This is a genomic window from Qipengyuania sp. ABI-127-1, from assembly GCA_022953095.1.
Taxonomy (GTDB): Bacteria; Pseudomonadota; Alphaproteobacteria; order Sphingomonadales; family Sphingomonadaceae; genus Qipengyuania.
The window spans coordinates 159,413-173,943 of record JALJCR010000001.1 but is presented as its reverse complement, the minus strand read 5'-3'; the positions used below and the strand labels follow the sequence as shown (position 1 = coordinate 173,943).

Here is a 14,531-nt window from a genome sequence, read left to right as displayed (position 1 = left end):
GCTAAATCGCCTTGCGGACATCTTCTTCATTCTACTCGCAAAAAGGGCCTCTTCGCTTTAGATTAAATCCATGGACGAGACGGAGCTACCAAAAAGGCTTGAACCCAAGAGCGATGTGAAAAGAGAATTGTATATACGCTCTGGAAACCAGTGCGCATTTCCCGATTGTGATACAGTTTTGATGACACGCGACGGTGTGATGATCGGTAGGATTTGTCACATCGAAGCGGCGATGCCTGACGGAAAACGCTTCAATCCGGCAATGAGCAATGAAGAGCGTCGCTCATATGCGAATCTTCTGCTTCTGTGCGGAGATCATCACACGATCATCGATGACAATGCCGAGCGGTTTCCTGTGAAGAAATTGCGGGAAATGAAGGGGCAGCATGAAGCCGTTCGCTCAGAGAAGCTAGGCTCGCTGCAAATCCAGTCGGAACAAGCAAATGGCGCGTGGGAAGAATTGAGTTTCTCTGAAGGGCGTGACTTGAGGCCAGCCCTTATGGGAAGGGCGCTAGGGCCAGCAGATGCCGCTGCGTGCCCCACTCTTCCTGAAACAGCGATGATACTGCGCGAACTCGAAGCAGCTCATTCGGCTCGGCTAGCGGGAGTTCCGGGTGCAGGAAAGTCTGTCTGCATCATGCAGGTCGCCTCAATCATGAAGCAGCGCGGCTGGCAAATCTTTAGGGCAAGAGATTCAAGTGCAGGGATACTGCAACTTAATCAGACTGAGTCGCCAGCTCTCTACATAGTGGACGATGCTCACCTCGCTCCAGAACACGTCATTAGGTCGGTAGAGCAATCAACGAATTCAAACTCCTACCTTCTCGCTACCTATAATGCGGCTGATAATCTGATCGAAACGCCTGGAACGACATATCTCGACCCAAAGCAAGCAGTGAGGACGATCGCCAAGGAGCTTCGTGCTAACCGAGAAGCCACGTTAAGGGCGGTCCATGCGATAGATAAGACTGTGAGTGATCGACCATATGATGAGTCGCTTGAAAGGAGGTTGGACGCTGCCGAGGAAGCGGACGTACCATGGCAGTTCTGCTTCATATTAGGTGGGGGGTGGACGCGTGCGGATGCGGCTGCATCCTCAGCGGTCAGTACCGGTAGCCATCTTGTTCTGGCCGCAATCGCCGCACGTCAAATTTCTACAAGAGATGCTGTGGCTTCAAAAGCGGATATTGAACACATACTCGAGCCGCTAAACCTTGGTCCCAGAGCCATAGAGCAGAGCATCCAGTGGTTGGCGAAAAACCGACTGATTGCCCACCAAGGTGATTTGAGAACGCCACACCAGAGATTTTCTGCCGTCGTTTTGAAGCAGCTATTGAGGCGTGCAGCCGAAGCCAAAGAAACCGACGCATTGAAAATGGTCATTGATGCACTTGTCGCAAATCCTCGTAGTTCTCTGATCGGCCTTCGAAATCTCTTGCAAGAGCTTCGAATGGGGATCGGGAATTGGCGCTTTCATCCACTGGTAGAAAAGGCCCATCTAGAGGGACTGATCGCGCGATGTTGGACGCAAGAGGGCGAGGAAAACCGCAATCACGCATGCCTCCTCCTCAGCGAGCTTCAAAGCTACTTTGACGACTGGGTCGGTCAGATCATCAGTGACGATGGTGCGATGCTGATACGCTGGATTGACGAAGCCACTGGCCAATCCGCGTATGGAACTGGTTACCTCTTGGGCCAGATATCCATGAAGGATAAAGAGCTATGCGCGAAGATCGGCGGTGCTGTTGATAGGCGAGGCTTGGCTGAGAAGCTCTCAAATGCAAAGCCCGACCAAGTCTATTCGATGTCCGAGCTCGTTTCCAACGTCTCACGATCCGAATGGGAAGAATGGAAGGGCAGTTTCGTGGCTCTCCTCGATAGGGAAAAACTGCAAAGTCTGGCGAACGAATGGCCTGACGACGGTTACCTGTCGTCGTTTGCAAAGCTTTGCTCACACTTAGCTTATCACGATCAAGAATTCGGCTTGGACTTAGTAGCCAAGTTCTCAACTCGCGTCGCCCCTCGTCTCGTCGACAATCCCGTCGGCTCATTTCATGAGATGGACGAGATATTTTGGCACGTCTTGCGTCTCCACGACCCACTTGGCCTATACAAAGGAAAGGATCGTCCAAGCAAAGCGATGAGACAGGTCGGCAGGCATATCTCAGATATTTGGAGTGCAAGCGATCTGGCCGAAAAAATTTCGCAGTGCTCTACTCGCGATTTTCAAAGTGCCGCAGGATTGCTCCTGTTCCTAAGAAAGGTCGATCAGAACAAATTCACCGAAGTCGTGAATCGACTGAATTGGTCGGAGATCGAAACAACTATTGCACCTCAGATCGATGACCTTTTTCACGATGCCGATGTATTTCTTTCGGTTTGCGGGATGGTCAAATTTGGCCAGTGTGAGATCGGCGATATTCTATCTCGTAATCGAGATAACATTGCCACACTTACACCGAGGCTTGCTTACACAGCTTTCGATTTCGCGATCAAATTCATTGAAAACAAGGGTGTGATCGGAATCTCAAACGGTCACACATTCAACTGGGACTGGGCGGCCATCCTGCTAGCGAAACTACATAATAAGCGCCCCGACCTGTTTGCTCAGTTCCTGGCACCTCACATTGAAAATGCCGCGATCAAACTCTCCGAGAAGAATGGGAGTTGGCTCACTGATCCTTTACTCTTCCTACGGATGGTTCGTCAGGAAGAGAGGGAAATTTTCGAACGAATCTTATCGTTGATTGATCCTGATTCTGCGGAAGTGGGCTGGGCGAACGCTTTACGCGGTAAAACCAAAACCCGTCAGACTGCAGCGTATCTCGTTCATCGCTCTTTAGGCAGGAGCGACGCACTTGGTGAAACAGCACAACGGCTGCGTGCACGGTTTCCAAGCGCCTCCATCCCGCCGGACAATTTGCTCGAACCATTGACTTAAGGGTCTAAGCCCTGAAGCCACCTCCACAATACCACGCATCGTTCGCGGCAGCCTCGTAGAGTGCACCTTCCCAAGAATTGACCGTCACTTGAGCACAGCTGTCGCTACGCTCGATCAGATCTTCCGCGACAGCCTGTGCCCCTGCCGCATCGTAATTCTTCGCTAGTGAGCTACGGATGTTCTGAAGCTGTCTGCCCGACTGCGATGCATAGAGGCTTGCAAGCTCAAGTTCTCGGAAATGGCGGTTTACGCGTTGGGCGGTTACCCCATCCCAATGGGCAGGCGGATTGACATAGAAGGTGGCTCCAGGAGGAGAGCCTTGGACAATTTGCGCATATAGCCAGCGATCCGCCGTCAAATCATCATAGTAGGCATGAAGGAATTGCGTTTCAGGAGTTAGCGCGGCTGCGGTTCCCTTCTTGTGATTGCAGTCTTTGCAGCAAGGTATCAGGTTGATCGGGGTGACCGCCAACACTGGGTATTCGGCCTTGCCGAGAGAATGATCGAGCGTAGACACTGGCAAGTGCCCGCAAAAGGGACATTGCCCGTGCAAAGCCCCAACCATGATCTTGTCATAGGTTGCTCGGCCTCTGCTCTTTTGCCGTGCCATATGGCGCTCATAGAGCTTGACCATCTCGTCAGCAGTGACAGCTCCCGCAACGCCAACCACGTTGGCGGCCTGAGCAATCGCGTAGAGCTGGCTCGCAACACCTCTGGCGTCGAAGTCTGTATCAGCATCCTCGATTTGTTGACGGATTCCTTGAAGTCGGGCCTTCAGGTTTGGGTCGCGTATCCCTTCGATACAGATATCGAAGGTCTCGCGCGCGCTGATCTCAGGTTTGGGTATGGTCCACATACGCTATGCTCCCTGACCACGCACCGCGATAAGGGAACGCACTATTGCGCGAGCTTCATCACCGAGTTGGCCATTGAAGCGCTCCACGACTTCATCGTAGCTTAGATTTTCATCGACCGCATCGCTCAGCATTCGGTGGAAGCCTGAAGTCGTCACTTCTAGCTGGAAGATCGCTTGTGTGAGGGTTCCTACGTTCTCACCGAACGTCTCGTGGATGGGGCGCTCAATACGCTTTTCCCTTCCGGTTCGACGCAAGCACCAGACACAGGTCTTCGGAACTTCTTGGAGGATGACAGGCGAATGAGTGGCGATGATTGCCACACCATTGCGATTGATAAGTAGATCGGAAAGTGAGCGCGTGAATGCCGATAAGAGCGGAGGATGCAGATGAGCTTCAGGCTCATCAACGATAACCAGAGAGCGCTCCTCCAGAGTCTCGACCAACCGAGTGATGGTGAGGACCACAATCTTGTGCCCCGAACTGAGCTTCGAATAGAGTTGACGCGCGCTCTTTCGAAGCTCGTTGAACGCTTCGCGGCGCTCATAGAGGAGTTGCAAATCTTGGTATTGCTCGATCAAAGACCAAATCTCGGCCTGTTTGAATATCGGATCGGATTCTAGCAAAGACAATGCCCGTCGCCATCGATCTGCCTTTGCAGATTGGGTCACAATGAGCTGCACCGACTTTCCAAAGTCGGCAGCCAGATCATCGGGCGACTTGGGCGGCTTCGACTTGCCATCCTCATTCTTCCCAACATGTTTCAATCCAACATACTGGTATCGAACTGCCGACAGTTTGTCCTGCCGGTTGGGTAGAGGTTCGAACGGATCGAACGCGCTGAATGTTACGGAGATAATGTTCGAAAAGGTCTCGGTTTCAGCACGGCCAAAGGCGTTCTCTTCCCATCGGAACTGGCCAAACTCGCCCTCGTCTGGCCGCACGATGGCATTGGTCATTTGTTCGACGGTATAGGTCTTTCCGACGTTATTGCGGCCAATCAGGACATGGACGTTGGTAGGCGGATATGATTCTGGCTCGACTTTGAATTGAAAGGTCGGCGGTATGTTGTCCCGCCCCCAAGGCGGTGGAGTGTAGGAAAACGAGTATCGGGTAAGCCTTGCTCCACCCTGAGTCATCCAACGAAATTGGCCCCTGACTGAGGTGTCAGAAACGGACCTCAGTAGCGATACGCCTGTGACATCCTCGCCTAATGCTCGTTCAAAGAGTTCCTCATCCTTTGCGACATCCCGCATGGCTTTAAGGTATGTATCTCTGAACTGATCTCCGAGCTCGTTCAGCTTTTCGTAGTAACTGTCGTCTTGGCCAAGTGAGAAAAACGCCTCGCTCAAACCAGTGAACTGATCGGGAATGTCAGGACGGCGCTGCTCCGGCAACATGCCGAATTGGCCAATTTTCACTTCTCCAATACGATGTTCCTCTCCGTCTTCATCAATGTAGAAGGCGATATACATCGTACTGTATTTGAACCAGTCATCCCAACCGTCAGTAAGTAGAAACACCTTATTCCTGGCATCTCTCGACCAACGACCTCGATATGGGACGACTTCAAAATCCATAGCCTAAGATGCTATCATTTTGGAGAAATCCGTCCAAGCGACAATGTTTTCAACGAAACGGGCTTCATAGCGGACTCTTCAAGAGCAACTGCCACAGATACCGGAAAAACGCCGCGTTCGGATCGACCATCTTCTCATTTATCAGAATGATGCTGTTCGGATTGGCCTCAGACGGATCGAGTTGTCGCTGCTTCTCACCGTCTTCGCTCAGAGTGCCTTCGGGTAGCAACTCGAACATATTGTATCGGCCAGTCTTCCGGTTCGAGAGATAGATTTGCACGGCACGATCCCATTGCTCTGGATCGCTCACCTTCAGCTTTTCGACATAACGAAAATTGTGCGCCGCCACGATACGGGAAATCGTCTCGATCTCGTGAAGCTCCTTGTGCGCCTCCGGCGCGCCGCGATGTTTCGGCCCCCAGATCGCTTGGGCTGGACGCTCCTTTGCATCGGCGATCTGGAAGTTGAACATGCCATTGGTTTTGAGCTTCATGCGAAGCCGCATGTAGATGTTCGCGATGGTTGGCTCTGAGAGTTTGATCCGCTTTGCAGCCTCACGAACGGTCAGATTCTGAGCGAAGAACCAGACAACTTTCTTGAATTTGTATTCAGAAATTTTTGCGTTTCGGTAGCGTCTGTTTTTCTGTTTTTTCATAGCTACTTAGCCGACTTTCGGAATTGCTCTTCTTTGGCCTCTTCTTAGGCTGATTGTTCGCGCTCCGAAAGCCGTGTGCATATTCGGTTGCGGTCTTTTTTCGAGAGGCCGTAAACATGAAACCGAAACGAACGATCACTGTGCCTGAACCTTCCAAGGTTCTCACCAAATCCTATTATCACAAGCTGGCGATGGCAGTTGCCGAGCTGCGCCACAGCGATGGACTCTACATGTCACGGCGCGATGTACCCGACTGGATGGCGGACCAGCTCTTCCGCGAAGATTTGCGCTTCGTCTGCAAGGATGGATCGCCCTTCGAGATTTCGGACACGGCCATTGATGAAGCCTTCAATGATGATGGCACGTTCCGCTGGCTGTCCTATCTGGTCGCCTTTGCGGACTCCCCGCCACGGCAGGCACCGCAGGCTCGCTTAGCCCCGCGCCTGATCTTACTCTCACTCGCTTTCTGGGCCGCGCACCCAAAGGTTGCGGAAGGCTTTGCCGAGCGCGAATGCCTCAATCAGCCGCAGTGCGGCCATTGGGCTTGGGCGTATTTCGAGCGGTGCGCGGACTGCCCGTTTCATCGCAAGCAGGCGGTCTCCGCATGAAGGGCCTCTTTCGCCCACTTCGAGACAACCGATCTGGTCTCTGCGTCAGACACGCAAGTGAAGGATGCAGAGCACCATGACCCAGGAATACGCAATCGACTATGCGGGCAAAACGCCACGCCAATTGGGCGAACAGGCAAGCAAACAGGCTGAAGCGGCGCTGCCGTTTCCATTTCAGATTGTCGCACCGCCGAAACGTCCGCTTATCTCAGCAGGTGTCAGCATGATCGGCGGTGCTCTGCTTGCAGCCGGAGCCTTCTACGCAGCGGAGATGTTTCTTCCGATTGAATATCGCCCATCGACCTTCACCGGCACCTACAGCGGTCGCTATGCGGCAGAGATCAGAGCACACGAACTAGAAACGCAGGCCGAGTTTGAGGATTGGGCAGCGGAAGTTCGGGTCAGCGCCGAGCAGCAGCAAGAGCAATACCGTGCGACAGCGCAAAGTATGCTGCAAAATTATCAGGCCACCTACGACCGCACCAAGATATTCGCCGATGCGACAGCGCGTTTGCAACAGGCCTATGTGCAGCAAAGCATGGATGTCACCCGCTCACAGCAAAGCATGGATGTGACGGTGGTCAACTTCGCCCGCCTGTTCGGTCGGCTGGCAGGACTTGCCGATCCCGAACTCGGTCAATCGGCAATCGACTACGCCGACACTATTGGCGAAGAACTTCAGGAGGAACTCGACCGAAGTGTCACCCAAGGCGTGACGGTCGATGTCGAGGGCTGGGATATCGATCTTGCCTCTCCGCAAGAGGTGCAAAGCGCCTTCGAGAATATCGCTCCGATCACTTTCCCCGATCCGCCCTCAATCAGCCGAGATGCTAAGTCCGAAGGCTTCGAAGAGGAGTAACGGCAATGCGGCTTGAGACCTTCGGCGTGCTCCTGCCGCGCCTGTTCCACACGGCACAGGCGCTCAATCGCGCTCAGCGCGAGAAGGAAGCGCGGGAACGGGCCGAATGGCAGAACTACTACATGAGCATCATGGGGCCGTCTGGGCAATTGGGGGACGGCCATCTGGCCGAGACGCCGGAAATTGAACGCGCAGGCTTGTTCAATGCGGACGGACTGTTTCTTGGAGCCTACAAGGGCAGGATGCTGTTCTTTGCGGGTGATGGACAGCTTCTGACCTATGCCCGCACCGGCAGTGGCAAAGGGCGAGATTTGATCCTTCCCAATCTCGCCCATGTTCGGGATCGCAGCCTTATCGTTGTAGACGTGAAGGATGGCGAAAACTGCTTTGCCTCAATCGAGCATCGCAGGGAAACGCTCGGTCAGAATTGCATCACGCTCAATCCGTTCAATCTGCTTGGACTCGATAACACCCGCATCAACCCGCTGCATGTGCTCGTCGATATTGTGGCGGATGGCGGAGAGATCGACACTCAGGCCGAAGAGATCGCGCAAATCCTGCTGCCACCCAATCCGCGCGATGGCGAGAATGGCTGGGTGCGCAAAGGCGCGATCCGATTGCTCGCCATGCGCATGGAATATCTCGCCTATATGGAACCGCAGAATTGCACGCTCGGCAATCTGTGGCGGTTCGTGAACGCTTCGGATGACGACTTTGCGAGCAACTTTCAGATGATGGTGAGCTGCGGCTTCGAAGGCATTGCGCGTCGCGCCTCCGCGATTGGCGCAACCTACGCCGATGCTCCCAAGCAATTCGAGGCATACAAGTCGGACGCAATCGAAGCACTGTCCGCCTTCGAGATTGGCAAAACGCTCGACCGCACAACTGCCGCACATGATTTCGACTTTGCGCGGCTCAAGCATGAACCGACCACGGTCTATCTCATGGCTCCGAGCGAGAAGCTCGGTGTCATCGCGCCGTGGATCAGCTTGATTGTCAACTACGCAGTCGAGACGATAGCCCGTGAACGCGGGCCGCTGCGCACATGCTTCATGCTCGATGAATTCCCGCAACTCCCGCCTGCGCCTGCGCTCATGAAAGCGCTTCGCCTCTATCGCGGCAAAGGCATCCAGCTCTGGTTTTTCAGCCAAGGTCGCTACTCGATGGAAGGCCGATGGTCACGCGATGCGGTCAGGGAGTTTGAAGATCAGGCCGCTATCTTCACCATGACAGGTATCGAGGACCCCGCTCTCATGCGTGATGTCGAAAGATGGTCTGGTAATCGAACGCTTGTCACACGCGGGCAGAATGTTGGCGGCGGTACGATTGAGAGCGCAGGCACCAATCGCGGAGAGAGCCGCAGACCTGTTCTCCAGGCCGAAGACATCCGCGCAATTGGCAACGGCAAGCAGATCATAAAACTGGCAGGGCTACCGCAACTGATCGTCTGCGATATGCTTCCTTTCTATGCTGTCGAACCTTGGGTGTCGCAAATCGGGGATGTGCGAGATTTACATCAAGGCTCGTCCTGATCTTCGTCTACGCGATGAGGCAAGGTTTCAAAGACCTCTGTGTCCTCGAAATACAGCAGATCGATCATCTGAAAGTTCTTATTCTTACTAACCTGTGCATCAGGAGAGGTTTGAAGGAGCGAATTGAGCGAAGTCGGTTCAGGTATGCCTTGGCGTTGGTTATGCCCAAGCAGTTCCACCACCTCGAACGTGACTGGCAAAACCCGCTCCACTCCATCCTTATAAGGTGTCATCAACGCATCATCGAACATAGCTTCATCCCAATGCGAGTGCTCAACTCCAAAACCACCTGTCAACTCCACCCTCATGGCGTTGAGAGATGGGACTCTCGCAATGGCCGCATCTGTGAACTTGCCGCTTTGTGTATCGATGATCGACATCCAATCGGACCACCCAAAACCGAGTGCGTGACCAATCTCATGCGCTATGGTCTGTGCTGCCTGTAGGGCAGACCATTTCTTGAGAAACTTTGTGTTAAAATCGACGCGACCGTACGTCACTCCGTTTCTGGACCACGGTTCAAACGCCCACGCTGTCGTTCGAGATAAGGGCCGTGACCTTATTCCCAAGCGGATTACGATGTTGGAGCTAGGTTCGACAAACCGATTCCACATATTGCAAGCCATCTTTGCTGCTGCACTTAACTTCGCTTTATCGCCCTCAGTCACCACATAGGTAATTATATTCGACATATTTACCCCCATCTACTGCGACTGCCCTACACGTTTTGGCAGCAAATTTGAAATCGCACCTTCGAATGTAGTAAACTGATAGAAAGGTGCCGGAAAAACAGCCGAGGTGTGGGGCGTTGGTGTTTTTCCCAGAAGCGGTGGTAAGCCGTCTTATCCAAAACCCGTATCTTGAATGATTTGCTTCCTGCGCGAGGCAGAAGGGTTTTGGGTGGCATTATTGGAGCATCATGATCTGAAGAGGTATCGGCAGCTTGTCGCCGATATCGACATGCCGGAGTCCGACAAGGACGAGTTGATCGGCATTGTCGCGGACATCATGGCCCATTTCGTCGATGCCGCTTTCGGTCAGACCTCCGAGCAAATTACTCTTGAACAAAGGGAAGATAGGGCTTTCCCGCGCCGTTCGGCTTGTGGTAAACTCACAGAAACACAAGAAAAACAGATAATTGAAGGTCAATGCAAGCGCGTCGGCCTCATCAAGGATTCTGGGAAAGAGCGGAAGCCATGAGCGAAAACACAAGAACGAAAGCAGTGATCTATTGCCGCGTCAGCTCACTCCAGCAGACAACGCAAGGCACGGGTCTTGAGTCCCAAGAAACCCGCTGCCGCGAGTTTGCTGACTATCGTGGCTATGAGGTTATTGAAACCTTTACCGATGAAATGTCGGGATCGGCAGTCAGTCGGCCGGGCATGCAAGCCATGCTCAAGTTTCTACGGCTAAAGCGCAAGCAAGAGCTGGTGGTCATCATTGATGACATCAGCCGTCTTGCGCGGGGCTTGGAAGCGCACCTTCGTCTTCGTGGTGATATCGCCTCAGCAGGTGCGACGCTTGAATCTCCATCAATCGAGTTTGGCGAGGACTCCGACAGCCAGTTGGTCGAAAACCTGCTCGCCAGTGTTTCTCAGCATCAGCGTGAAAAGAACAAGGAGCAAACCAAGAACCGAATGCGTGCCCGCATGCTCAACGGATATTGGGTGTTCCATGCTCCGTTGGGCTATCGTTTTGAGCGTGAGCCCGGTGGCGGGAAAATTATGGTTCCTGACGAGCCATACGCCAGAATCGTGACTGAGGCTCTAGAAGGGTTTGCCAGCGGTCGTTTCACCTCGCAGGCAGAGGTGAAGCGCTTCCTTGAATCCAAACCGCAGTTTCCAAGGTGCCGCCATGACGTGGTGCTGATCGAGCGCGTCACGCATATGTTGAAGCAAATCCTCTATGCAGGCCACATCGATTATCCCAAATGGGATGTCCCTTTGCGCAACGCACGGCATGAAGGCCTGATAAGCTTGGAGACATACGAGCGCATTCAAGAGCGGTTAGCTGAGAAAGCTTGCGCTCCGGCTCGCAAGAACATCAGCGAGGATTTCCCGATGCGCGGTTTTGTATGCTGCGGCGATTGCGGTCATCCTATGACCTCAACATGGGCGAAGGGGCGCAACGACTATTACGCCTATTACATGTGCCGCCAACGCGGGTGCGTGAGCAACAAGAAGTCCATCTCGCGCGATAGAGTGGAGGAGGAACTTCAAGACCTCGTTGAAGGGCTGACTCCTGCACCAGAGTTGTTTGAGTTGGCTGATGCAATTTTTCGAGATCGATGGGACAAGCGGGCAGAAGCTAGCAGGCTAGAAGCAACCCAAAATCGCGTCGAGATCGGCTCGGTTGAGAAACAAATCTCAAAGCTTGTGGACAGGCTCGTTGAAGCAGAATCAACTGCTGTCGTTAGTGCCTATGAGGCCAAGGTCGAAAAGCTTGAGCGCCGCAAGGCGGTTCTCAAGGAGAAAGTCGCGAAATGCGGTCGTCCTGCAAGGGACTATGACACAACTTTTCAAACCGCTCTCCAGTTCCTCTCAAACCCTTGGAATCTTTGGGAAACTGGCCGTCTCGAAGATCGCCGTGCCATGCTAAGACTGGTCTTTGGCGGGCACATCAAGTTCCACCGTGAAAACGGTTTTCAAACCCCAGAAATATCCTTGCCATTCAAGGCTTTATCGGACTTTTCTGGCCACAAAGAAGGTATGGTGCGGGTGGTGGGACTCGAACCCACACGAGCAAAGCTCAGGGGATTTTAAGTCCCCGGCGTCTACCATTCCGCCACACCCGCCAGCGCCAGGCCGCCCTAATCGCTGCCCGGCATGGGAGCAACGTCCTATCGCATTCTCGTTTTCTTGGGACGCTTAGCCTTCGTTGAGGCGCCTGCGAATATCCTTGCCCGGCTTGAAATAGGGCACCCGCTTGGCCGGTACATCGACTGTTTCGCCGGTACGCGGGTTGCGGCCCTTGCGCGCTTCGCGCTCGCGCGTGGAAAAAGCCCCGAAACCGCGCAATTCGACCCGGCCACCTTCGGTCAGGCGCTGCGCTATTTCCTCGAAGAAGATATCGACGACCTGTTCAACCTCTTCGGCGCGCAGCTCGGGATTGTCCTGTGCAAGGGCGGAAAGAAGTTCGGATCGGATCATCTGGCGTCTCCCGGCCGATATAGCCGCAACAATTCGTTCACACGATGCGCCCCTGAAGGAATTGTGCTTTTGCGCTCGATTCCAGCGAGATGACTTGTGGCAGAAGCCACCGGCGCCCGCAAGTTCGCGATTGTATATTTTCGCCATCGCCATCAGGCGTCAGCGAGAAGTTCCCTCGCCGAAACGCCGAGACGATCCATCCGCGCCCGGATTTCGGGCCATTCCTCCGACAAAAAAGCCTCGCGCTCGGACTGGCGCAGACGATCGGCGGCACCGCTCACGACATACATGCCTACGCCGCGCTGGACCTCGACGAGGCCATCGTTCTGGAATTGTTGATAGGCCTTGGCCACCGTGAGCGGGTTGGCGCCCTGTTCCGCCGCCAGTGCGCGTACGGAAGGAAGCATTTCGCCCTCGGGATAACGGCCATCGATAATCGCAGCCGCGATCATATCCCGCAGCTTGAGATAGACCGGCTTGGACTGGTTCGACATAACGATTCCCCGACGACAGACTGCTACAGTGACATAATACAGCGCGGCGCACAAGGTTCCCTCCCGAGTGCGCTTCCGCCCGTTATTGGCCCCTGCAGACAGTCACGAGTGTAACTAATGCTTCACATGAGGCGCGAAAACGTTACGGTGCCCGCTTCTTGTGGGGAGGAGGCCGATGGCATCTGGCTTCCCGGACAATCTAAGAGGGTTTGCCACACATGGCCACGACACAACCGCTTGACGGGGATTCGGCAGGGACGTTCCTGGGCCACCCCAAGGGGCTTTTCGTCCTGTTTTTCGCCGAGATGTGGGAGCGTTTTTCCTATTACGGGATGCGCGCCCTGCTCATCTTCTATCTGACCAAGCACTGGCTGTTTTCCGACAGCGATGCGGGCATCATTTACGGGGCCTATACCGCGCTGGTTTACATCACCCCGGTGGTCGGCGGCTATCTCGCCGACAAATACCTCGGGCAACGAAAAGCCGTGCTGTTCGGCGCCGTCCTGCTGACGCTGGGCCACTTCTTCATGGCCTTCGAAGGCGAACCGGCGGCGGGGACCGAAAACAATCCCATCGTGCTGGTGTTCTGGCTGGCGCTCGCGCTAATCATCGTCGGCTCGGGCTTCCTCAAGGCGAACATCTCGGTGATCGTCGGCCAGCTCTATCCGCGCACCGACACCCGCCGCGATGCTGCCTACACCATCTTCTACATGGGCATTAACCTCGGCGCAGCTATCGGTTCGCTGCTCTGCGGCTACATCGGCGAAACCTATGGCTGGGCCTATGGCTTCGGTCTTGCCGGGATCGGCATGCTGGCAGGCCTCGTGGTCTTCGTCTGGGGCAAGCCGCTGCTGCTCGGCCGCGGCGAACCGCCCAAGCCGCTCGCCAAGAACACCGAATGGACGATGTATGCCATCGGCATCGGCTTGGTCGGCGTGTGCTGGCTCGCCATCCAGTACCAGAGCCTCGTCGGTTACGTGCTCGGCGGCTTCGGTGGTGCGCTCGTGCTCTACGTGCTGTTCACCGCCGTGGTGAAACTGCCCAGCGAGGAACGCGACCGCATCTTTGCCGCAATGTTCCTGATCCTCACCTCGATCGTCTTCTGGGCGCTGTTCGAACAGGCAGGCTCCTCGCTCAACCTGTTCACCGACCGGCATGTCGATCGCGGCGGGGTACCTGCCTCAGTGTTCCAGTCGATCAATGCGATCTATATCATCCTGCTCGCGCCGGTCTTCGCCATTGTCTGGCAGACTCTTGGCCGCAAGGGGATGGAACCCTCCGCACCCCTCAAGTTCGGGCTCGGCGTGGTTCAGGTCGGCCTCGGCTTTCTCGTCCTCGTCTGGGGCGCCTCCAGCGTGGGTCCGGAAGTGGCCGTGCCGGTGGTCTTCATCTTCCTGATCTACCTGCTGCACACCACTGGTGAGCTATGCCTGTCACCGGTCGGCCTGTCGGCCATGAACCGGCTGGCTCCGGCACATATGGCGTCGCTTATCATGGGCACTTGGTTCTTCGCTTCGGCAACCGGCAATTTCGCCGCCGGCCTCATCGCCGCTGCGACCGGTGCCGAAGGCGTCGGCGAGGAGGCCGGGCGCCAGGTCGTGATGGACGTCTATTCTAACGTCGGATGGTTCGCCATCGGCGTCGGCGTTTTCGTGATGGTCATCAGCCCGCTGATCAAGAAGCTGATGCATCTCGACACGCTCAAGGACGACGCCCTCGAAGGCCATGCGGAGGCCGGGCTCGAGGCGCAGGAAGCGGGTGTCCACCCAACCAGCCGCGCCTGATCGCCCCTCGGAGGAGAATCGTCGGAGCGTCGATTCTCCTCGACCAAAACCGATTGACCGGGCGGGCCGGGGCAG

General features: G+C 55.0%; 12 protein-coding genes, 1 tRNA gene and 1 pseudogene. 7 read left to right on the top strand and 7 right to left on the bottom strand.

Going from position 1 to position 14,531, the window contains the following annotated elements:
- Nucleotides 1–70 precede the first annotated feature (70 nt).
- Complete coding sequence (locus MUY37_RS00925) at nucleotides 71–2,941, top strand: hypothetical protein (protein WP_499193607.1); 2,871 nt, start codon at nucleotides 71–73, stop codon at nucleotides 2,939–2,941.
- 4 nt (nucleotides 2,942–2,945) lie between these two features.
- Here the strand turns inward: MUY37_RS00925 and MUY37_RS00920 are convergent, their stop codons facing one another.
- From MUY37_RS00920 to MUY37_RS00910, 3 genes are all read right to left on the bottom strand, one after another.
- Nucleotides 2,946–3,797 (bottom strand): HNH endonuclease signature motif containing protein, encoded by an 852-nt coding sequence (locus MUY37_RS00920; protein WP_499193606.1) that lies wholly within the window; start codon nucleotides 3,795–3,797, stop codon nucleotides 2,946–2,948.
- Between the two features lie 3 nt (nucleotides 3,798–3,800).
- On the bottom strand, nucleotides 3,801–5,375 hold the full coding sequence (locus MUY37_RS00915) for an AAA family ATPase (RefSeq protein ID WP_499193605.1): 1,575 nt from the start codon (nucleotides 5,373–5,375) through the stop codon (nucleotides 3,801–3,803).
- A gap of 64 nt (nucleotides 5,376–5,439) precedes the next feature.
- Nucleotides 5,440–6,030, bottom strand: a complete 591-nt coding sequence (locus MUY37_RS00910) for a hypothetical protein (protein WP_499193604.1) — start codon at nucleotides 6,028–6,030, stop codon at nucleotides 5,440–5,442.
- 116 nt (nucleotides 6,031–6,146) lie between these two features.
- Here MUY37_RS00910 and MUY37_RS00905 point away from each other — a divergent pair, with 116 nt between their 5' ends.
- The 3 genes from MUY37_RS00905 (at nucleotide 6,147) to MUY37_RS00895 (ending at nucleotide 9,029) form a co-directional block, all read left to right on the top strand.
- A complete protein-coding gene (locus tag MUY37_RS00905) occupies nucleotides 6,147–6,638 on the top strand; it encodes a hypothetical protein (protein ID WP_499193603.1) in 492 nt (163 codons plus the stop codon).
- 76 nt (nucleotides 6,639–6,714) lie between these two features.
- Nucleotides 6,715–7,497 (top strand): hypothetical protein, encoded by a 783-nt coding sequence (locus tag MUY37_RS00900; protein ID WP_499193602.1) that lies wholly within the window; start codon nucleotides 6,715–6,717, stop codon nucleotides 7,495–7,497.
- A gap of 5 nt (nucleotides 7,498–7,502) precedes the next feature.
- Nucleotides 7,503–9,029: a type IV secretory system conjugative DNA transfer family protein gene (locus MUY37_RS00895; RefSeq protein WP_499193601.1), complete on the top strand. Its 1,527-nt coding sequence runs from the start codon at nucleotides 7,503–7,505 to the stop codon at nucleotides 9,027–9,029.
- On the opposite strand, the gene MUY37_RS00890 is transcribed toward MUY37_RS00895, so the two are convergent.
- Entirely contained in the window at nucleotides 9,014–9,721 is a 708-nt protein-coding gene (locus MUY37_RS00890; protein ID WP_499193600.1) for a hypothetical protein, read from the bottom strand. The two genes, MUY37_RS00895 and MUY37_RS00890, sit on opposite strands and share 16 nt — an antisense overlap.
- Before the next feature lie 172 nt (nucleotides 9,722–9,893).
- Here MUY37_RS00890 and MUY37_RS00885 point away from each other — a divergent pair, with 172 nt between their 5' ends.
- Together MUY37_RS00885 and MUY37_RS00880 are read left to right on the top strand one after the other, a co-directional pair.
- Nucleotides 9,894–10,229 (top strand): hypothetical protein, encoded by a 336-nt coding sequence (locus tag MUY37_RS00885; RefSeq protein ID WP_499193599.1) that lies wholly within the window; start codon nucleotides 9,894–9,896, stop codon nucleotides 10,227–10,229.
- Nucleotides 10,178–11,233, top strand: a pseudogene (locus MUY37_RS00880) (recombinase family protein); the annotation flags it as partial. The gene MUY37_RS00885 and the pseudogene MUY37_RS00880, both read left to right, overlap by 52 nt.
- Nucleotides 11,234–11,738: 505 nt before the next feature.
- On the opposite strand, the gene MUY37_RS00875 reads toward MUY37_RS00880, so the two are convergent.
- From MUY37_RS00875 to MUY37_RS00865, 3 genes are all read right to left on the bottom strand, one after another.
- Nucleotides 11,739–11,823 (bottom strand) — tRNA-Leu (locus MUY37_RS00875).
- 73 nt (nucleotides 11,824–11,896) lie between these two features.
- On the bottom strand, nucleotides 11,897–12,178 hold the full coding sequence (locus tag MUY37_RS00870) for an integration host factor subunit beta (protein ID WP_499193598.1): 282 nt from the start codon (nucleotides 12,176–12,178) through the stop codon (nucleotides 11,897–11,899).
- Between the two features lie 152 nt (nucleotides 12,179–12,330).
- Entirely contained in the window at nucleotides 12,331–12,672 is a 342-nt protein-coding gene (locus tag MUY37_RS00865) for a GntR family transcriptional regulator (RefSeq protein WP_499193597.1), read from the bottom strand.
- A gap of 218 nt (nucleotides 12,673–12,890) precedes the next feature.
- On the opposite strand from MUY37_RS00865, the gene MUY37_RS00860 reads away from it, so the two are divergent.
- The gene (locus tag MUY37_RS00860) at nucleotides 12,891–14,456 is read left to right on the top strand and encodes a peptide MFS transporter (protein ID WP_499193596.1); all 1,566 of its coding nucleotides are present in this window, start codon (nucleotides 12,891–12,893) and stop codon (nucleotides 14,454–14,456) included.
- Nucleotides 14,457–14,531 lie beyond the last annotated feature (75 nt).